This is a genomic window from Streptomyces sp. NBC_00316, assembly GCF_036158715.1.
In the GTDB taxonomy this organism is placed as follows: domain Bacteria; phylum Actinomycetota; class Actinomycetes; order Streptomycetales; family Streptomycetaceae; genus Streptomyces.
Genome location: NZ_CP108023.1, coordinates 120620 through 139762 on the forward strand (window position 1 = coordinate 120620; position 19143 = coordinate 139762).

13 protein-coding genes and 1 pseudogene are annotated in these 19143 nt (G+C 70.5%); 8 read left to right on the plus strand and 6 right to left on the minus strand.

Translation table 11 applies throughout. The annotated features are described in order from the left end of the window. Positions 1 to 523: 523 nt before the first annotated feature. Positions 524 to 763: pseudogene (locus OG878_RS00620) on the minus strand (hypothetical protein); the annotation flags it as partial. 395 nt (positions 764 to 1158) lie between these two features. Here OG878_RS00620 and OG878_RS00625 point away from each other — a divergent pair. Beyond that, complete coding sequence (locus tag OG878_RS00625; protein ID WP_328884886.1) at positions 1159 to 1767, plus strand: flavin reductase family protein; 609 nt, start codon at positions 1159 to 1161, stop codon at positions 1765 to 1767. Positions 1768 to 2061: 294 nt separating this feature from the next. Here OG878_RS00625 and OG878_RS00630 read toward each other — a convergent pair whose 3' ends face one another. Further along, the gene (locus OG878_RS00630; RefSeq protein WP_328884887.1) at positions 2062 to 4530 is read right to left on the minus strand and encodes a SpoIIE family protein phosphatase; all 2469 of its coding nucleotides are present in this window, start codon (positions 4528 to 4530) and stop codon (positions 2062 to 2064) included. A gap of 481 nt (positions 4531 to 5011) precedes the next feature. On the opposite strand from OG878_RS00630, the gene OG878_RS00635 reads away from it, so the two are divergent. The 4 genes from OG878_RS00635 to OG878_RS00650 all read left to right on the plus strand — a co-directional run bounded on the left by OG878_RS00635 (position 5012) and on the right by OG878_RS00650 (position 8646). Beyond that, a complete protein-coding gene (locus OG878_RS00635; RefSeq protein ID WP_328884888.1) occupies positions 5012 to 5458 on the plus strand; it encodes a GntR family transcriptional regulator in 447 nt (148 codons plus the stop codon). 13 nt (positions 5459 to 5471) lie between these two features. Then, positions 5472 to 6455: an ABC transporter ATP-binding protein gene (locus OG878_RS00640; RefSeq protein WP_328891087.1), complete on the plus strand. Its 984-nt coding sequence runs from the start codon at positions 5472 to 5474 to the stop codon at positions 6453 to 6455. Then, positions 6452 to 7492: an ABC transporter permease subunit gene (locus tag OG878_RS00645; protein WP_328884889.1), complete on the plus strand. Its 1041-nt coding sequence runs from the start codon at positions 6452 to 6454 to the stop codon at positions 7490 to 7492. Before OG878_RS00640 ends, OG878_RS00645 begins: the two co-directional genes overlap by 4 nt. 392 nt (positions 7493 to 7884) lie before the next feature. Beyond that, the gene (locus tag OG878_RS00650) at positions 7885 to 8646 is read left to right on the plus strand and encodes a MerR family transcriptional regulator (RefSeq protein ID WP_328884890.1); all 762 of its coding nucleotides are present in this window, start codon (positions 7885 to 7887) and stop codon (positions 8644 to 8646) included. 224 nt (positions 8647 to 8870) lie between these two features. Here the strand turns inward: OG878_RS00650 and OG878_RS00655 are convergent, their stop codons facing one another. The 3 genes from OG878_RS00655 to OG878_RS00665 form a co-directional block, all read right to left on the minus strand. Next, positions 8871 to 9350: an ATP-binding protein gene (locus OG878_RS00655; RefSeq protein WP_328884891.1), complete on the minus strand. Its 480-nt coding sequence runs from the start codon at positions 9348 to 9350 to the stop codon at positions 8871 to 8873. Further along, positions 9293 to 11161 carry a SpoIIE family protein phosphatase gene (locus tag OG878_RS00660; RefSeq protein ID WP_328884892.1) on the minus strand — a complete coding sequence of 623 codons (1869 nt, stop codon included), beginning with the start codon at positions 11159 to 11161 and terminating at the stop codon, positions 9293 to 9295. The genes OG878_RS00655 and OG878_RS00660 overlap by 58 nt, the downstream gene beginning before the upstream one ends. A 410-nt stretch (positions 11162 to 11571) precedes the next feature. Beyond that, a complete protein-coding gene (locus OG878_RS00665) occupies positions 11572 to 12153 on the minus strand; it encodes a TetR/AcrR family transcriptional regulator (protein WP_328884893.1) in 582 nt (193 codons plus the stop codon). A gap of 93 nt (positions 12154 to 12246) precedes the next feature. On the opposite strand from OG878_RS00665, the gene OG878_RS00670 reads away from it, so the two are divergent. After that, complete coding sequence (locus OG878_RS00670; protein ID WP_328884894.1) at positions 12247 to 13089, plus strand: alpha/beta fold hydrolase; 843 nt, start codon at positions 12247 to 12249, stop codon at positions 13087 to 13089. A 288-nt stretch (positions 13090 to 13377) separates the two neighbouring features. After that, positions 13378 to 14010, plus strand: coding sequence for a chloramphenicol phosphotransferase CPT family protein (locus tag OG878_RS00675; protein ID WP_328884895.1), 633 nt, complete (start codon positions 13378 to 13380; stop codon positions 14008 to 14010). Positions 14011 to 14407: 397 nt separating this feature from the next. Here the strand turns inward: OG878_RS00675 and OG878_RS00680 are convergent, their stop codons facing one another. Further along, entirely contained in the window at positions 14408 to 17005 is a 2598-nt protein-coding gene (locus tag OG878_RS00680; protein ID WP_328884896.1) for a carboxypeptidase regulatory-like domain-containing protein, read from the minus strand. Positions 17006 to 17937: 932 nt separating this feature from the next. On the opposite strand from OG878_RS00680, the gene OG878_RS00685 reads away from it, so the two are divergent. Then, on the plus strand, positions 17938 to 18933 hold the full coding sequence (locus OG878_RS00685; RefSeq protein WP_328884897.1) for a winged helix-turn-helix domain-containing protein: 996 nt from the start codon (positions 17938 to 17940) through the stop codon (positions 18931 to 18933). Positions 18934 to 19143: the final 210 nt, after the last annotated feature.

The window sequence follows — 19143 nt, forward strand, 5'->3', positions numbered from 1 at the left end:
GGGGATCCGGGCATGGGCCGGAGCCTTTGCCGGGCCGGTGCCGCGTGCGTGGTGTGCCGTTCGGGGGCTGTCGCCTGTGCTGCCCGATGCTGTGCGCGCCCCGGCAGCCGGTACCGGCCCTGCCGGCGCAGATGTGCGGGCCGCCCGATGCCCGGCCCGTGCTGAACCGTTGCGATGACGAAGGCCTTGTCGTCGGCGCCGCGGGGACGGCCTCCCGCCCATCGAGGGTCCGGGCGGGCCAGGCCGATCTCGTTGAACCGGTGGTTCACGTCCCGGACGGTGTCCATCAGCTGGGCGATCGCCGGCCCCCCGTTTCCCGCCTGCCGGGGGCCGGCGGGTTCATCGCGTGCCGGTAGCGCACCGAACTCGTGCTGTCTCGGTGTGCGTCAGGGCCGGCGCGACGTACAGCTGAGGCTGGGGGCCTGGATCGGCGACCAACGCTCCAGGGCAGCCATGCTCACACCCGGAGCGGATCGGCCGAGGGCCGGTGTCACTGAGGACCTTCCTCGGAACGGTCCGTGCTCACCGATGAGACCTGGCCCGCGCGCATGATGCGTACCTTGTGCTCGCCGCAGTTCAGGCACGTCGGCCGGGACAGCGGTGACGGAACGTGCACCCCGTCCGCCTTGTAGATGATGAAGTCGTGTCCTGTGGCGTCCGTGTGGTGCTCTATCTCGTACGCCTGCTCCCAGCCGTGTCCGCAGCGCATACAGGCAAAGGCATAGGCCTCGTGTTCGACGCGGATGCCTTCGATCTCGCTCATGTGAACTCCTCTGGGTGTGTTGAGCGCGGTGTGCCGTGGCCGGCCTGTCCCACTGGCTAGGGACCGGGCAGCCGCCGTGTTTGTGACAGCAGCCGTCATGGGCCGAGGGTTTGGCTGAGTTTGCGTGTCGGTGCGAGGCCGCCCGTCTCCGTCCCGTGGCCCTGATCGTCGACTCGCGATCCGTTCAGCCCCGGTCCGGTCGGCCCCCCGGACGGCCGTGGATCCGGCCGGCCTCGCTCGCCCGGCTCGAACCGGTGCCCCACCGGGTGCACGTGCTCATGGCTCGGGCACGCGCCCGGTGCGGCAGCCGATCGTCCGAGCGCGGTCTCGGCCCGACACACGCTCGCGGCGCCTACGGCAGGGATCACGGCATCCTGGGTTCGATACTGAAGCGCATGCGCGTCGAATGCGACCCTCAGGCGATAAGTGGCACGGCCTTCTACAAGTTCCTGACGTCAGTCGTCGTTCCCCGGCCGATCGCCTGGGTCTCGACGATCACATCGGACGGAGATACCGAAAACCTCGCCCCGCACTCCTTTTTCAGCATCGCCAGCACCGCTCCCCCGATCGTCCAGTTCACCTCGATCGGCCGTAAGGACTCTCTGCGCAACATCGAGGACACCGGTGAATTCGTCGTCAACTTCTCGTCCGAACCGCTGTTGGAGCTGATCAACGCCACCGCGATCGACTTCCCCCGGTCGGTCAGCGAATTCGACACCGCAGGTATCGAGCGCGAAGCCAGCAGGTGCGTCCGGCCGCCGAGGGTGGCCGCCTCCCGTGTGGTTCTGGAGTGCCGTTCGCACACCACCTTGCGTATGGGCAACTCCACCCTCGTCTTCGGGCGCGTGGTCCATGCGGCAGTGGACGAGGACTGCATCGTCAATGGCCGTCCCAGCAGCGAGCTGCTGCGCCCGCTCACCAAGCTCGGCGGCGATGAATGGGGCACTCTCGGCGAGGTCCTGCACTTGGGCCGCATCCCTTACGAGGAGCCGGGCACCGACTGATCGGGGTCCGGACAATGGTCCTTCGGGCGTCCCTTCCAAGGGCTTTTCGCGAGGGGCGACGGATGGGAGGGCTGTTCCGTTTCCGCGGCCTCCGTTTCCGTTGCGGCGATGGCGACGGGGAAGGCGTGGGCGGGCAAGGCACCGGTGGCAGCCGGTACGGGTGGATGTACCGGCTGCCTCGTACTGGTCGCAGGCCGCGCTCGTTCTTCGCGCTCTGGAAACAGGTCCGGTCGGTGGACACGTATGCCGGATGCTCGCGTGGCGTGGTGCGGCTGCCCGTCGGGTGCGGGCGGCCTACCGAAGGCCCGTGTGGGTGAGGTTGCGGGGGGCAAGGTCTTCTTCGGCCCAGACGACCTTGCCGCCCGATACCGAGCGGGTGCCCCATCTGCGGGACAGCTGGGAGATCAGGAGGAGGCCGCGGCCGTTCTCATCGGTGGTCTGCGCGGGGCGCTGGCGCGGGGCACAGACGTTGGTGTCGAACACTTCGCAGGTCAGGACCTGGTGCTGGATCAGGCGCAGGCCGATCGGGCCGGTGCTGTGGCGGACGGCGTTGGTGACCAGTTCGCTGACGATCAGCTTGGTGGGGTCCTCGAGAGTTCCCAGGCCCCATTCGGTCAGCTGGCGGGCCGCCATGTGCCGGGCGCTGCGGACGGCGGTCTGGTCACTCGGCAGCGTCCAGGAGGCGACCCGGGTGGGGCTCAGTGAGCGGGTGCGCACCAGGAGCAGGGTGACGTCGTCGCACGGTGCCTGACCGGGGAAGGACTCCGTCGCGCGGGTGCACAGCTCTTCCAGGGAGCGGTCCGGTTGCGCGAGGGCGGTGGCCAGGCGGTCCATTCCCTCCTCGATGTCGTGGCCGCGGGTCTCGACCAGGCCGTCGGTGTACAGGGCGAGGAGACTTCCCTCGGGCAGTTCCAGCTCCACGGACTCGAAATGGGCCCCCAGCCCGATGCCGAGCGGGGCTCCGGTGGGAAGGTCGGGGAAGGTGACCCGGCCCTGCGGGTCGATGACCGCGGGCGGGAGGTGTCCGGCCCGGGCCATGGTGCAGCGGCGGGTGACCGGGTCGTAGACGGCGTACAGGCAGGTGGCGCCCACCATCGTGGAGGTCTGGTGGGGGGCGTCGGCGTCTTCCTCGGCCAGTCGCTGGACCGTGTCGTCGAGACGGGCCAGCAGCTCCTCGGGGGGCAGTTCCATGTCGGCGAGTGTGTGCACGGCGGTGCGGAGCCGGCCCATGGTCGCGGCGGCGTTGATGCCGTGTCCGACCACGTCGCCGACGACCAGGGCCACCCGGGCGCCGGACAGCGGGATCACATCGAACCAGTCGCCCCCGACGCCGTTGTCCATGTCGGCGGGGAAGTAGCGCGAAGCCGCCTCGACCGCCTCGCCGCCCCTCAGACGTTGGGGGAGCAGGTTGCGTTGGAGCGCGAGGCACGTGGTGTGTTCGCGGGCGTACTGGCGGGCGTTGTCCAACGACTGTGCGGCGCGGCTGACGAGTTCTTCGGCCAGGAGCAGATCGATCTCCTGGAACGGCATCGGGTCCTGGCTGCGGATGAACATCGCCACGCCCAGCAGGGCGCGCCGCACGCGGATGGGTACGACCATCAGCGAGTGCACGCCGTTCTCGTCGAACTTCTGTGCCAGTGCCGGAGCCTGATCGATCCACGTGCCCGGAGCGGTGTCCAGGATCGGCTCCAGGTGGGACTTCCCGGTGGACGCCACGTCGGCGAAGGGTGAGGTGGGCGGTACGGGGACCGCATCGCCGCGCAGCCATGGGGATTTCGGGTCGCCTTGGTGGAACGAGGCCAGCCCGGCACGTCGCAGCATGGGCAGGCGCTTGTCCGTCGCGCCGATGTGGAACGGGGGCCCTTGGCCGAACGGGACCGACTGCTCCAGGTCGACGACGGCGTAGTCGGCGAGAAGGGGCACGGCAAGGTCGGCCAGTTCCTGGCTGGTCTGCATCACGTCCAGGGTGCTGCCCAGGCGCGTACTGGCTTCGCCGAGGACGGTGAGGCGCTCGCGCGCCTGCCGGCTCTCGGTGACGTCGACGACGACGGTGCACAGGCCCAGCGCCTGGCCGTCGGCGCCCTGGAGGCAGAAGAGCGAGGCCGCCATCGTGTGCTCCCGGCGCGGACTCGTCGGCGGCCACATCCGGTACTGGTGCACCTTGGTGGTGCCGCTCCGCAGTACCTGCCGCATCACGGCCTCGACTGCTACGGCCTTGGAATCGGGCAGCATGTCGGTGAATCGACGTCCGAGCCGCCGGTCGGGGGACATGCCGTCGTGGCTCTCCATCGCGTCGTTCACCCAGGTGCACCGCAGGTCCAGGTCGCGAACGGCGACGCCGATCGGTACGCGGGTGAGAAGCGACTCCCGCGCCGATCCGTCCATCGCTCTCCCGGAGATGCCGATGTCGGTCACGGACACGAGCCACCGAACCGCTCCGCCCTGCCCCCGCAGCATCGAGATCCGCAGGTTGACGTCGAGCATGCGGCCGTCTTGATGGCGCACCACCGTCGTGCCCAACCAGCCGTTCTGGGCACGGCACTGCTCGACGAACGCTGTTGTCGCCTCCTCGGAGGACGGCAGTACGCGTGCGGCGGACCGGCCCACCACGTCCCCGGCAAAGTATCCGAGAAGCTGCTCACCGGCCTGCGTCCATGCGACCACCGTCCCGCGCTCGTCGAGCATCGCGATCACCGAGTCGGACATTTCGGTTGCGTTCATCCGCTTACCGAGTGTCGCGGTGCCGGTTGCGGTCGTGGTCATCGCTGGTGTCCTCAGGTGGGTGGCAAGGGGGGACGGTACGGGATACAGAAAGCCGGATATCTTCCGTTTTGCACCTTTGGGGTGATTGACCGGGCAGGGCTCCGATCTGTGACAAGCCGCGGCCGGCGCCGGCTCGGCCGCTCAAGTGGCCCACGGGGGGTCCGGCGGCCGGTTCCCGGCGGACCGCGGGAAACGCGCAGCGCCGGCTCCCGCCTCGTCCCGAGCGCAGCGCGGGCGCCGGCACCCGGGCCGGCCGGGTCCGGACGAACCCGATGACGAAGCGGCCACCGAACCTGCCCGGCACTCCTGCCGTCCGCCCGGCCGCCGCCCGCGTCCTCGGCAAAACGCATGCGCCACCGCCGGGCGGCCAGAGGGACTGCCCCGCCGCGGGCCGGCAAAGGCCGTGGGAGCGCGGTCCGTTTGACATCTCCCGGACCGGCCCCCATCATCATCGTCATTCCACTAATTGAGTAGCTAAAGGGTGAGTGAGTTCGTGGAGTTCCGCATCGACAGGCGGAGCGGGATCGCCGCCTACCAGCAGATCGTCCAGCAGACCAAGCAGGCCCTGCGCCTGGGCGTTCTGATGCCGGGAGACCGGCTGCCCACCGCCAAGGAGGTCGCCGAGACCTGCGCCGTCAACCCGAACACCACGCTCAAGGCCTACCGGGAGCTGGAACGCGAGGGGCTGGTCGAGCCGAGGCCTGGTCTGGGCACCTTCATCCGCCGGTCCTTGGCCCGCCCCCAGGCGGGCGCCGACTCCCCGTTGCGCGGGGAGCTGGAGGCGTGGATGGCGCGGGCACGCGAGGCGGGCCTGGAGCGGGAGGACGTGACCGCGCTGGTCGCGTCCGTCCTGCAGGAGCGGTACGCCGAGACCACGGCGGCCGCCGGAACAGCGGAAAGTACAAAGCCGAGGAGTGCCAGTGAGTAGCGCCAGGGATGCCATGGACGTCGGGGGGCCGGCGGAGGAATCGGCGATAGAGGCCTACGGGGTGGGCCGGAAGTACCGTCGGGGCTGGGCCCTGCAGAACTGCTCGTTCCGGCTGCCTGCCGGCCGGATCTGCGGGCTGGTGGGGCCCAACGGGGCGGGCAAGACGACGCTGCTGGCGATCGCCGCCAATCTGCTGGAGCCGACGGACGGCACCCTCACGGTGTTCGGCGCGGCACCGGAATCCGCGCAGGCCGGACGGCGGACGGCTTTCCTCGCCCAGGAGAAGCCGCTGTTCCGCCGCTTCACCGTGGCCGAGACGCTGCGCCTGGGCCGCGAACTGAATCCCGGCTGGGACCAGCGGGCCGCCGAGAACATCGTCCGCGCGGGCAATGTGCCCATGGAGGCGAAGATCGGCACCCTCTCCGGTGGGCAGCGCACCCGGGTCGCCTTCGCCCTCGCCTTCGGCAAGCGTCCCGACCTGCTGCTGCTCGACGAGCCGATGTCCGACCTCGACCCGCTGGTACGCCACGAGCTCATGAGCATGCTGCTGGCCGAGGCAGCCGAGCACGGCACCACCGTGCTGATGTCCTCCCACATGCTCGGCGAGCTGGAGAGCGTCTGCGACTTCCTCCTCGTCATCTCCACGGGCGGACTGCGCATGGCCGGCGATGTGGACGAACTCCGCAGCGCCCACGTGCTGCTGCAGGGCGTCCCGAGCGGCGAGGGCGACAGCCGGCGGCAGGGGCATGCCCAGGGCGTCCCGGCGGAGCTCGCCGGTCACACCGTCGTCGAATACCGCACCAGCGGACGCCAGGCCACCGCCCTCATCCGCCCCGACGGCCCGGTCACCGGCCGGTGGCAGACCCACACCCCGAACATGGAGGAACTCCTGCTCTCCTATCTGCGCTGCCCGGACGCACCCCCCTTGATCAGCCCCGGAGCGCAGGTGCCGGGCCGGATGTACGGCTGCGACGGCCCGCGGGGAGCGGCGGCATGAACAACCCGACCCAGACCTCCGCCGGGCCCGACGGGTCCCTCACATCCGCTCCGGCCCCCGTGTCCCCCATCGCCACCAGCCGCACCCGCGGTCCCCGGCTCAGCGGCGTGACCTGGCTCGTCTGGCGCCAGCACAGGGCCGGCTTCTGGACCCTCCTGGCCGCCACCGCCGTTACCGTGGCGTTGCTCGTCCATCAGCGTGCCGACATGCTGGACCACCTCACCGCCCATGGCTATGGCCGGCCCGACTCAGCGTCCGACGAGTGGCTCGCGGGCATACACCCCCAACGGCTCCAATTCGTGAGCTACGGCTTCGGGTTCATCCCCCTCGTGCTGGGCGTCTTCCTCGGCGCCCCGCTGCTCGCCGGCGACCTGGAAAACGGCACCGCCAAACTCGTCGCCTCGCAGTCCGTCAGCCCCAGCCGCTGGCTGGCCACCAAGCTGGTCGTCAGCGCCCTGGTGGTCATCGTGTGCACGGCGGCGCTGTCCATCGCGTTCGGCCGGTGGTGGGGGCCGGTCAAGTACGAGGCCACAGTTCTGGGGTGGAGCGATGGCCCCGCGTTCGACAACACCGGCCCCGTGCCCGTCGCGCTCACACTCTTCACCGTCGTGAGTGGTGTGGCGATCGGCATGCTCCTGCGCCGCACCCTGATCTCCATGATCGTCACCTTCGCCTTCGCCGTCGTCGTCCAGGTGGTCTGGCACTTTCAGCGGCTGAACCTCGGCCACGTCATCACGGTCACCACGGACAAGGGAGTCGGTCCGGGCGCGCCCCGGGTGCCGCTTCCTGAAGCCGCCCTGGAGATCGACCACTGGCTCCTCTCGAGCTCCGGGCAGACCTACGGCTGGGGCACCTGCGCGCACGAGACGTCGCAGAAGGTCTGTACTCAGAAGTACGACCTCGTGGGCTGGTCGGTGGACTACCTGCCGATCTCGCAGATGAGCAGCATGCAGTGGTTCGGCGCCTCGATCCTCTTCGCCCTGACTGCCGCCGTTGCGGTGTTCATCTTCATATGGGGCCGCAAGCGCCTCGTCTGACGCCCCCGAGCCCCGTCGTTCCGGGACGCCGATCATCGACGTACCGAAACGCCGACGCACGCACGACGCCCCCCGCCGAAGGTCTCCGGCGGGGGCGTCGTGCGTGTGCTCCGGCTTCGATGGCCATCGGCCAGTGGCTCTGTTCACGAAAGGAGGCAGCGTTTCGACGGTGGTTCACGAGGCACCGGGCGGCCGGGGGAGGATCGCCATGCTCACGGGTTCCGACGGCAGCCGGCCCCTGCACGAGCCGGTCGTGGGGGACGTGCGTGGGGTCCAGAGGCCGAAGCCGGGTGAGCCTGGATTCGGGGTTGAAGTTGCCGCTGCGGCAGCGTCTACCGTCCTGACCAGGGCCGGAGAGACCGGCCCGGTGACGCACTCGTGAGGGAGCGGCGATGGAGTGGTCGATTGCGGAGGTCGCCCGTATGTCGGGCGTGACCGCCCGGACCCTGCGGCACTACGGCGAGATCGGTCTGCTGCCTGCGGCCCGGATCGGTGCGGGCGGCCACCGCTACTACGAGGAGCGCCAGCTCCTGCTGCTGCAGCAGATCCTCGTCCTGCGGGCCCTGGGCGTCGGACTGCCCGAGATCGGCCGGATCCTGGCCGAGCAGGTCGACGAGGTGGAGGCTCTGCGTGGCCACCGCCGGCGGCTGCTCGCCGAGCGGAACCGGCTCGACGCCCTGGCCGCCACCGTCTCCCGCACGATCGCCGAACTGGAACAGTCCAGGAAGGACGGACAACCCATGACTGCCATCAACCGACCGGAGAACCTGTTCGAGGGCGTGCAGCCCTCCCAGTACGCGGAGAGCCTGCGTGACTTTCCCGAGCACGCGCAGGAAGTCACCCGGCGGACCGCGGAGATGAGCCCGGCCGAGGTCCAGGCTGGGCAGCGGGAGCGCACGGCGTGGATGATCCGGCTGGCCGAGCTGATGGCCGCCGGCATCCCCGCCGACGCCGAACCCGTCCAGGCCGAGATCGACACCCAGTACCGGGCGCTGACCGCACTGCGCACCGTCTCCACCGACGAGTATCGCGCGATGGGGCGTTCTTGCGTGGACAACGAGGCCTGGTACACCGCGTACGAGGCGATCGCCCCGGGCCTGGCCGCCTATCAGCACGACGCCATCGAGGCGTACGCCGCGTCCAGGCTCGGCTGAGCCGCGGCAGGGCCGCTGCGGGGCGGACCGGCGGCGGCCCTGCTGCGGGTTCGCCGGCGCAGGGACCGGCGCATCGAGGAAGGCGTCCCTGTCCCGGCAGCGGTCCGGGGCCGCTGTCCCTTCTCCTGGACAGCGGCTTCGGTCCTTGACGAGTGCCTCCCGGCGAGGTGGACAACTGCTGCCGGGGCCCGTGGGCGAAGCCGGCTGCTCGTGGGTGATCGGGGTCATTCAGAGGTCGTTGACGGCTGTGTCGGCTGCTCTGCCCAGATGGTCTTTCCCTGTGTGTGGTAGCGGGTGCCCCACTGGTTCGCGAGGCTCGCGATGATGAACAGTCCCCGGCCCGTCTCGTCGATGGTGCGGGCGTGTTTCACGTGCGGAGCGCTGGTTGCGGCGTCGCTGACCTCGCAGGTCAGCATCCGCTCGAAGATCAGGCGCAGTTGCAGGGGCGGAGCACCGTAGCGGACCGCGTTGCCGACGAGTTCGCTGACGATGAGTTCGGTGGTGAACGCCGTCTCCTCGTCGATCCCCCACTCGTCCAGCCGGCGGCGGGCCGCTGCGCGGGCGGCCGGTGCGGCCTCGGGGCCCGCGGGCAGGGCGCAGGTCAGTACCCGGTCCTGGGGCAGTGTCTTCGTACGGGCGAGCAGCATCAGGGGTTCGCCGGTCCGGTGGCCTTGTGTGAGTGCGTGCGCGATGGTGTCGCGCACGTCCGGCAGGGGCCTCGTGCCGGCGCCGTCCAGGAGCGGGCGCAGCGGGCCGGACGGTGCCAGGACCTCGTTCGTGAGCGCGGCCGTGCCCATCGCCAGGATGCTTCCTTCGGGGAGGTGGACGGTGGTCGCGGGGAAGGGGGCGCTGTCCGTTCCGGCGAGCAGGGGGCCCGGGGGACGGGCAGGTCGGCCGAGGTGCCGTCGGCATGGACCACGACCGGTTCCGGGAGGCCGGCGCGGGCGATGGTGCAGGTGAGTTCGACCGGGTCGTAGATCGCGATGGCGCATCCGGCGGTGAGGGGCCCTTCCTGCAGGGGATCCGTGGGAGGCAGTGCGGCGTACGCGGCGGCGAGACGGGCCGCGGTGTCGCTCAGGCGGGCCAGCAGTTCGTCGGGCGGCAGGTCGAGGGCGGCCAGTGTGTGGGTGGCTGTGCGCAGGAGTCCCATCGTGAGGGCCGCGACAACGCCTTGCCCTGCCACGTCGCCGACGATCAGCGCGGTCCGTGCGCCGGGAAGGGCGATCGCGTCGGACCACGCGCCGCCGCCCTCCGGGCCGGGAAGGTGCAGCTGGGAGATCTCCAGGGTGGTCTGTGTGGCCGGTTGTCGGGGAAGCAGCCTGCGCTGGACGGTCGACGCGATGATCCACTCGCGCATGTAGCGGCGGGCGTTGTCGATGCAGAGCGCAGCGTGCGCGCACATGGCGGCCGCCACCGCGACGTCCTCCTCCTCGAAGGGGTCTTCCTGCTGGTGGCGGTAGAAGCTGGCCACGCCCAGGGCCTGGCCTCGCAGTGCCAGGGGGGCCACGATCAGGGAGTGGGCGCCGGATTGCCTGATGGCGTCGGCCCGGGCGGGGTCGGCGGCCAGCCACGAGCTGTCCTCGTCGATCGGTACGAGGCACGGCCGAAGGTCGGACAGGACGTTCGAGAAGGGGGTGCCGGCCGGCAGGGGGTGCACCTCTTCGACCGGGCGGGCCGGGATTCCCCCGAGGGCTGTCAGGCGCAGGGGAACGTCCCGGTGGACGGGCACCGCCGGAGGCTCCTCTCCGCGGACGACGTCTTCGACCACCTCGACGACGGCGATGCCCGCGAAGGCGGGCACGACCGCTTCCACCAGCTCCTGGCAGACAACGCCCACGTTCAGCCGGTGCCCCACCCGTGTGCGGACCGTGTCCAGGAGGGCCAGGCGGCTCCGTGCGTTCTCCCACTCGGTGACGTCGGCCGCGGAGATCACCAGTCCGAGCACCCGGCCGTGGGAGTCCTCCAAGCGGAAGCAGGAGACGGAGTAGAGCCGGCGTGGTACCTCGGCACCCCGGACGAGCCGGTTCAGTACCGGTTCTCCGCTGTCCAGGACCCCCTGCGCCACGGCGGCTTGCGTCTCGGGGTCCTCGAGTTCACATGCCTCGGTGAAATGCCTGCCCAGCAGGTGCCCCACCGGTGTGTCATGCAGCCCGCGGGTGGCGGTGCTCATGCGGACCACGCGCAGCTGGTCGTCCAGGACGTGCAGTGCCACCGGGGACCGGGTGAACATGGCTTTCAGGACCGCCATGTCCTGCCCCGACACGGTGTTCCCCGCCGCGAGCACCTGCCACACCACGGATGTACCTCGCAGCGCCGGCTTGACCAGCACCGCGGCCGTGTCCGAGAACTTTTCCCGCTGCCCTTCGCCGTCGGCGGCGGCCTCATGCATGAGAGCGGTCACGGACCGGCCGACGGCCTCCTCGGCGGACCACCCGAACAACTCCTCAGCCGGACGCCTCCACTCGACCACCCGGCCACCCTCATCGACGAGGACGAGCACGTCACCGCTGGGCATTCGACAACACCTCCGCCCCCATCCCTGCCCGCCCCGTGCCGACGGCAGGCCCGCTCGCCCGACAGCTGCACCGATCGGCGCAGCCCGCCTCCCCCAGGGCTGTGCGGAGCTCTTCGAAGTCCCTGCCGGCGAAGCCCGGGACCGCATGGCGGTGTGTCAGGCATTGGGCGCAGCCGCCGGCTGCCCGGGCAGCGCGGCCTCGTGTGCCGGTCCGTACCGGTGGATCACCTGGGTCCAAGACACAGGCCACGGCAGGCACTCCCCCGCCGGGCGATTGATCCGCCGGGATCCGTGCGCGGCGCCCGTGCCATGCACGGCCGGCCGGGAGCGGTCGTCATTTCCACGGGCCCAGGGGCCTTGCAGACCGCACCGGGCGGGTCCGGGGCTGCGCCGTCGTGACCCAAGCGGGCTCAGGACCCGGCCGTGTCCGTGCCTTCCAGTGCGCACCGGATGAGGGTGTCGGCGGCGGCGCGGGCATGTGCCGCGGTATCGGGATCCCCTGAGATGGCGGCCGTGGTCTGGGCGCCCTCGGCAAGGAGGACCAGCTGCGGGGCGAGCCGGTCGGGGCCGCCGGCAGCGCGGGCCAGTGCGGCGACGTCACGCCGGAAGGACGCCTTCTGTTCGCGTACCACCTCGGCGACCCTGCTGCTGTCGGCGCCCAGTTCACCGAACACGTTGATGAAGGCGCAGCCGCGGAAGTCGTCGTCGCGAAACCAGTGGGCGAGGAAGTCGAAGACGGCGAGCAGCTTCTCGCGCGGCGTGCCGGCGCCGTCCACGGCGGTGGCGAGACCGCTGTTCCACTGGTCCGTGCGGTGCCGCAGCACGGCGACGATCAGGTCCTCCTTGGAGGGGAACAGCGCGTAGATGCGTTTGAGCGAGACGCCGGACTCGGTGCGGACGGTGTCCATGCCGACGGCCTGGACACCGTGGGCGTAGAACAGCCGGTCCGCGGCGGACACGACGTGTTCACGTGCCGTCTTTTCGTCAATCACGAGAACCCCCTTGCACGGAGAACCAACGTTCTCTACTCTAAACCACACAAGCGGAGAACGATCGTTCTCCACGTCTGGGAAGGAATGTCCGCCATGGGCCACATCACGGTCGGGACCGAGAACAGCACCGATGTCGAGCTGTACTACGAGGACCAGGGATCCGGGCAGCCGGTCGTCCTCATCCACGGCTACCCGCTGAACGGGCACAGCTGGGAGCGTCAGACCCGCGAGCTGATCGCGGCCGGCCACCGCGTCATCACCTACGACCGCCGCGGCTTCGGGCAGTCCAGCAAGGTCGGCAGCGGTTACGACTACGACACCTTCGCCGCCGACCTGAACACCGTCCTGGAGACCCTGGATCTGCGCGACGTCATCCTCGTCGGGTTCTCCATGGGCACCGGGGAGCTGGCCCGTTACGTGAAGAACCACGGCCACGAGCGGGTCGCCAAGCTGGCCTTCCTCGCATCGCTGGAGCCGTTCCTGGTGGCCGCCGACGACAACCCCACCGGCGTCCCGCAGTCGGTGTTCGACGGCATCGCCGACGCCGCCCGGAGCGACCGCTACGCCTGGTTCACCCAGTTCTACAAGGACTTCTACAACCTGGACGAGAACCTCGGCAGCAGGATCAGCCAGGAAGTCGTCACGGCCAACTGGAACACCGCCACCACGTCCGCCCCGGTCGCCGCCCACGCGGTCGTGCCCGCCTGGACCGAGGACTTCCGCAAGGATGTGGCCGCGGTCCGTGCGGCCGGCAAGCCGGCGCTGATCCTCCACGGCACCAACGACAACATCCTCCCCATCGACTCCACCGGACGCCCCTTCCACAAGGCGTTCCCGGAGGCCGAGTACGTCGAGATCGAGGGCGCTCCGCACGGCCTGCTCTGGACGCACGCCGCCGAGGTCAACGAAGTGCTCCTGGCCTTCGTCACCAAGTGACCCATGCGCCGGCCCGCACCGTCCGGGCATCGGGGCGTGCCGGGTCCGCAGCCCGCGCAGAGGCCTGACGCAGGATCGTACGGACGGTTCCGGGTGCTTGTGCCCGGACGGTGTTCGCAGGCCGGGGCGTGCCGTTCCCGGCCGGGGTCGCACCGGCCCGCGCCGTACCGGTCCTGCCGAAGGGCCGGGGCGGCAAAAGGGGGGCCGGGAGCGGACGGTGGTCTGCCGAGGCTTTCGCAGACCGGCGATGATGATCAGACTCCACCGGTGGCAGCGAAGGAGACTGACATGCCCAGGGACGGCGACCACGGTGTGCCCGAGTCGGCCGGGAGCGGCACCTGCTCCGCTCCGGCCCGCCGGGGTCGGATCATCTTCTTGAACGGGACGTCCAGTTCAGGCAAGTCCAGCATTGCCGGGGAACTGCTGCAGGTCCTGGACGGGCCCTGCTTTCATATGCCCGTGGACGCCTTCCACGCGATGCGATCCCGTCGGGAGGTCAGCCCCGAGGAACTGCCCGGTGTGCTGCGGCGGACGTGGATGGGCTTTCACCGGGCGGTCGCCGGTATGGCCGCGGCCGGCAACGACGTGGTGGTGGACCATGTGCTGAGTGAGCAGTGGCGTCTCCTGGACTGCCTGGAGCTCTTCAGGGCCAGGGATGTCGTTCTGGTCGGCGTGCGGTGTTCGCTGGAGGAACTGCAACGGCGCGAGCACGTGCGCGGCGACCGCCCGGCGGGCCTCGCAGCCCGGCAGTTCCCCCGTGTGCACGCGCACGGCCTGTACGACGTCGAGTGCGATACGACCAGCACCAGTGCTCTGGAATGCGCCCGGCAGATCAGCGCCTTCCTGCCGCAACGACCGCTTCCCACCGCGTTCGAGCGGCTCCGGACGACACTGCGTCCCGATCTGCCGGCCGTCGGCTGACGGCCGGGGCGCTGTCATGACGGCAGGACGCGTCTGCAGCGGGACGGGGCCGGCGCGCCCGGACATCCGGCGCTTGCGCGTCTTGATGCGGTTCGCGTGTCCTTCGACGACGCCGAAGTTCCAGGGCGGCGATGACGGCGTCGCGGCCGATGCCGGCGGCGAGGGTGCGGAGGCTGGGCAGGTCGTCGGGCCGCACCGGAAGGTACCGGTGCGGCCCGACGTCGTTCACGCCCTTCGGGCTGCCCGCGCAGGGGCCGGTGCTCGTCCCCCGGCCGCCTGTGCGGGGCAGGCGCGTGACGCTCCCGGCCGGTTCGCGGCGGGCCGTACCGGCGGACGGCGTCCCGCCCGGCCCCACGTGGTGCACGGCCGGGCGGGACGCCCGCTTGCGACGGGGCGGTCAGCCCGACGTCGCCGGTGCGCTCTTCAGGAGGAAGTCCGCATGGACCGCCCTGTCCGCGCGCACCCTGGTCTTCTTGTCCGTGGTGGCGTGGCCCGGTGCGCCGGCACGCAGGGTGTGCTTGCCCGGGTCCGCGACGAACAGGGTGAAGAGGCCGTCGCCGACCGCCGGGTCGTCCGGTGTCGCGACGGTGAGCGCCATGGTGTCCGGGTGCTGCAGGTCGCTGACGCCGGCGCCGACCAGGCCCGCGCCGGTGGTGCTGTCGCGGACGGTGCCGACGGTCAGGCCGCCGGAGACCGGCACGAGGCTGCGCATCCCGACGTACACGTCGTCGACGGACCAGGAGTAGCCCCAGTCGGCGACGAAGTGGAAGCGCAGCTGCACCGCCTTGTCACCTGCGTACGTGCGCAGCGGGACGTGGACGGTCAGGCGGTCGGCGCTTCTCACCGAGGTGAGGGAGGTGGCCCAGGCCGGCTCCCAGGTGGCGCCGCCGTCGGTGGTGACGTCCACGCTCATCCGCTGGTTGGCCGGGTTGAAGGTGTAGGCCGTCTTGAAGTCGAGTTCCGCCGACTGGCCGCCGGAGAAGTCGTACACCGGGCTGATCAGCTGGGTGTCCTGGTGCGGGCCGAACGGCCAGCTGTCGCTCTCGACGACGGCGAAGGCGCCGCTGCCGCCGGTCGCGTTGCCGCGCTGGATCGGGTCGTCGAACTGCCAGCCGTTGTCGGTACCGGGAGCGTTGACCACGGTCCAGCCCTGCGGAGCGGTGGCGGTGGAGTCGAACGTCTGCGTCGCGCCGTCGCGCCTGAGCGTGTAGCCGACGGCCGTGGCGGCGTCGGGATCCGCGGTCAGCGCGAAGTCCTTGCCGACCGGGCGCTTGCCGACGGTCACGCTCTGCTCGGCGGGTTCGTAGCCGGGCAGCTCGGCGGTGACGCCCAGGGTGTAGTCGGCGCCCCTGGGCAGGGAGAGCTCGTAGGCTCCGGTGGCGGGGTCGGTCCAGACGGGGGCTTCGGGGGAACCGTCCACCGTGACCTTCGCGTAGAGCGGCCAGCCGTGGCCGGAGCCGTCCTCGACGGTGCCGCGGACCTTCTGGCGGGGGATCGCGGCGAGCTCGAAGTCCCGGTCCAGGGACTGTCCGTCGGCGATGGTGAGGTGGGCGGGGGCCGGGGAGGTGTAGCCGAACGCACGGACCGTCAGGTCCTCGACGGTGCCTGCGGGCAGGTCCAGCTTGTACGCGCCCCGGCTGTCGGTGGTGGCGGTGTCCACGCCCGAGGAGACGGTCGCCTGACTGACCGGCTTGCCGGTCGCGGCGTCCGTGACCGTGCCGGAGAGGGTGCCGTGCGGGCCGCTGCGGAACGCGCCCAGGCCCGCGGGGGTGCCCAGGCCCGTCGGGCCGTCGTAGCCGGGGCCGGCGTTGCACAGGTACGCGGCGGCGCAGGTGCCGTTGGTGCCGGTGGTGACGTCGTTGAGTCCGGTGGCGCCGGCCGCGTACGGGTAGGCGGCCGGGTAGGTGCCGGGGCGGGGGGTGCCCGCGAGGGCGTACACCGCGGCAATCACCGGGGTGGCGACGCTGGTGCCGCCGAAGCGCTGCCAGCCGGCCTTGGTGCTGAACGTGTGGTAGACGGCGACGTTGTCAGCGACAGCGGAGACGTCCGCGACGCTGCGCCCGGTGCAGCCGGTGTCCTTCTGGTAGTCGGGCTTGGTCTGGTACTGCGCGCAGCCGGAGCCGGGCCCGTAGTTGTCACGCGCCCAGACCGTCTCGGTCCAGCCGCGGGCGGTGTCCGGGGCCGGGGTGAGATCAGTGCCGCCGACGGCGGTCACGAACGGCAGCGTCGAGGGGTAGGAGACCCCGTACCGGAAGTCGCCGCTGGCCGCCACCACGGCGACACCGGGATGGTTGTAGGAGGCGCCGTAGTTCGCCAGGTCCGAGGAGTCGTCGCCCGGCCTGCCGTAGGAGTTCGAGACGTACTTGGCACCGAGGGCGACGGCCCTGTCGACACCGGCGGCGAGGTTCTCCAGGCCGGCGTTGTCCGTCTCGACGAGCAGGATGTGCGCGGCCGGGGCCGCCGCGGAGACCATGTCCAGGTCGAGTGCGATCTCGCCCGCCCACCCCTCACTGGGTGTCGGGTAGTTGGTGCCGCCGCGCTGGTCGACCTTCTTGAAGCAGCCGTTGGCGGTCGTGCAGGGCGGCAGGCCGTACTGCTCGCGGTACACGGCCAGATCGGCCTCGGCGTTGGGGTTGTCGTACGCATCGACGATCGCGATCGTCTGGCCCGCACCGCCGTTCGGGGGCAGGCTGTAGGCGCTCTGGATGTCCGCCGGGCCCAGCCCGGCGGGAGTGGCCGCGCCGCTGAGCCGCATCACGGCAGACTCACCGGTGGCGCGCATCGCGTAACAGGTGGCCTGGCCCTTGCCGGGCGCCCCGCAGACGGGCTCCAGGTGCGCCGGGGCGTCCTGCCCTGCCGGTTGCGTCGTGGCCGGCGCCGTCCGGACGGGGGCGGAGTCGGGGGCCGGGGCGGCCTGCGCGGCCGGCTGGACCCCTAGCAGCGCGAGGGCCGCGGCGGCGCCCATGGCTGCGACGCCGCGGCCCAGTATGCGCAAGCCCGTGGCGGAACTTCTCGCGGATGGGGATATCGACACTGTTGCTGCTCACCAATCCGTAAAGGGCCCGAAAAACGGGCCCGGTGACAGCGGATTTCGTGCATCCGCCGGTGATCAATTACGAGTGCGATGTGATTCCGCGTCAATACGTTGACCGCTGCGGCCGCACGGCGCGGGCGTTTTCCCCATGCAACGGCCTTAACAATCAGGCACATTGGCGGGAAGAATCGGGACAGTGATGCCAGGTCTGCACGACCCCGGCGGCCAATTGCCCACCGGGCTCGCCCACTTCAGATTTCCGGCCCGGGACACCTCCGCATGCCCGACAGGCCGGAATTGATCGGCACCCTTATGCCGATCGTCGCGGCACCGCGCCGCAGTGAACCACCAGAATCCCTGCCGAGAACCCCATCCGCGCACGTCACCTTGCATGTTGGTACGCGCGGAGGTGCCACCGAACCGCTCGCGTCGCCCTGCGCCTGGACCGGTGACTTTTCCGGACCCGTGAACGGCAGCGGAAAGCGGTTGCCGCGGGCAGGCATTGACGACACCCCGGCGGAGGCGGCGGGAGCCGTGTTCCTCGAACCGCCCCGCCGGTCACCTCATTGGGCGAGTCCGGACAGCAGATGAAGGTGCAGACAATTCCGGTGAGGGCAAGAAAGTACTCTGCCTCGTCATCGATCCGCGCCCATTCATCCGAAGCCCCCTCCGTCTCACCGCCAGGCCGCGCCGATTTCGCTCCGGGTCCGCAATATTCGCGCAGACCCGGATGAGTGACTCACGACGGGCCGGCCCGTCGACCCGATTTCTGACGGGCCGACAGCTTTTCCGCATCGGCTGACGGGTCCAGCTTCCTCTTCGATCGATATGATCTCGACCTGCTTCGGCCTGACCCGAAGAACGACATTCCGGAAGGATCACCTCAGGCTGCCATGGTCTACCGCATACACTTCACGGTTCAGGATCTGGCCCGGACACGTGTGGCCGAGGCGCCGATGCCGCTGCATGAGCTGGAACTTGCAGCGCGAGCCCTGCAGAGCCGCAGCCAGCCCGCACGGCTCGACGCCTGGCGCCACCGCGCCCGCACGCAGCTGTCCGCCCAGGCGCGCATGGCCCTGGCCCTCATGCCCGCAGTGGGGCATTCGCCGGGCTTCCTCAGTCCTGCCAGAGCGGGCGCTGTCGAGGAGCTCCTGGAACAGGTACGCAGTACACCTCGCGAACGCGTGAGGACGAATCTGCTCGAAACGGCGCACCGTCGTCCGTCCTTGCCCGCGTGGACCCGCCGCCTGGCAGACGATGCCTCACTGTTCGCCGAGCTGTGTACAGGGCTCAGCCATCTCCACGCATGCCTGCTCGCTCCGCACTGGGACCAGTTCACCGAACACCTGGCGGTCGATCGGACTCTGCGCCTGCAGCACCTGCTCACCGGCGGTGTCGAGCAGCTGCTGACCCGGGCCAACCCCCAGTGGATGCGGTGGAACCCGCCGGTTCTGGAAATCCGGATGATGAACGGAGCCGATCGTGACCTCTATCTGGAGGGGGAAGGCTTCTTGCTCATTCCGTCGATGTTCTGCACGCGCACCGTCGTCACCGACGGCCGGCCGGTCGCCGTGAGCTATCCCGCCTGCCCGGACCAGTGCCCCTGTGAGCTCACCACCCCTGTTTCGCCCGGCCGGGTGCACTCCCCCGGCGTGTCGATGCTTCTGGGCCGCACGCGCACCGCAGTGCTCACCACCATCGCAGAGCACCAAGGCTGTTCCACCAAGGAATTGGCCGCCCGTGCGGGTATCGCGTCCGCGAGCGCCAGCGAACACGCGACCGTTCTTCGCGAGGCCGGACTGATCCGCTCCCTTCGCCACCGGAACTCCGTGCTGCACAGCCTCACCCCTCTCGGCCTGGCGCTCCTCAACGCCCCGGAGGCAGACTGAGACTCTTCGGGGTGGGCCCGGCACGAGGGGGACCTCTCCTGCCGGCGGGACCCCCGCCCCGTGATCGTCATGGTCGGCGCGACACATCTGCCAAAGGCCCTGTTCTGCGTCATCCGAGGCTCGATGAGCCACCGGCCGGCCCCCTGCGACGCGTCTTCCCTGACGGGGCAGGTCGGCCCCGGCCGACAGCCCGTCCGCCGAGGGGAGTTG

Coding starts and splice junctions, on each gene's coding strand:
- OG878_RS00645 (WP_328884889.1), top strand. CDS start 6,452: ATGAACAACCCGACCCAGACCTCCGCCGGGCCCGACGGGTCCCTCACA.
- OG878_RS00630 (WP_328884887.1), bottom strand. CDS start 4,530: ATGACCACGACCGCAACCGGCACCGCGACACTCGGTAAGCGGATGAAC.
- OG878_RS00675 (WP_328884895.1), top strand. CDS start 13,378: ATGCCCAGGGACGGCGACCACGGTGTGCCCGAGTCGGCCGGGAGCGGC.
- OG878_RS00685 (WP_328884897.1), top strand. CDS start 17,938: ATGGTCTACCGCATACACTTCACGGTTCAGGATCTGGCCCGGACACGT.
- OG878_RS00650 (WP_328884890.1), top strand. CDS start 7,885: ATGGAGTGGTCGATTGCGGAGGTCGCCCGTATGTCGGGCGTGACCGCC.
- OG878_RS00670 (WP_328884894.1), top strand. CDS start 12,247: ATGGGCCACATCACGGTCGGGACCGAGAACAGCACCGATGTCGAGCTG.
- OG878_RS00625 (WP_328884886.1), top strand. CDS start 1,159: ATGCGCGTCGAATGCGACCCTCAGGCGATAAGTGGCACGGCCTTCTAC.
- OG878_RS00660 (WP_328884892.1), bottom strand. CDS start 11,161: ATGCCCAGCGGTGACGTGCTCGTCCTCGTCGATGAGGGTGGCCGGGTG.
- OG878_RS00640 (WP_328891087.1), top strand. CDS start 5,472: ATGGACGTCGGGGGGCCGGCGGAGGAATCGGCGATAGAGGCCTACGGG.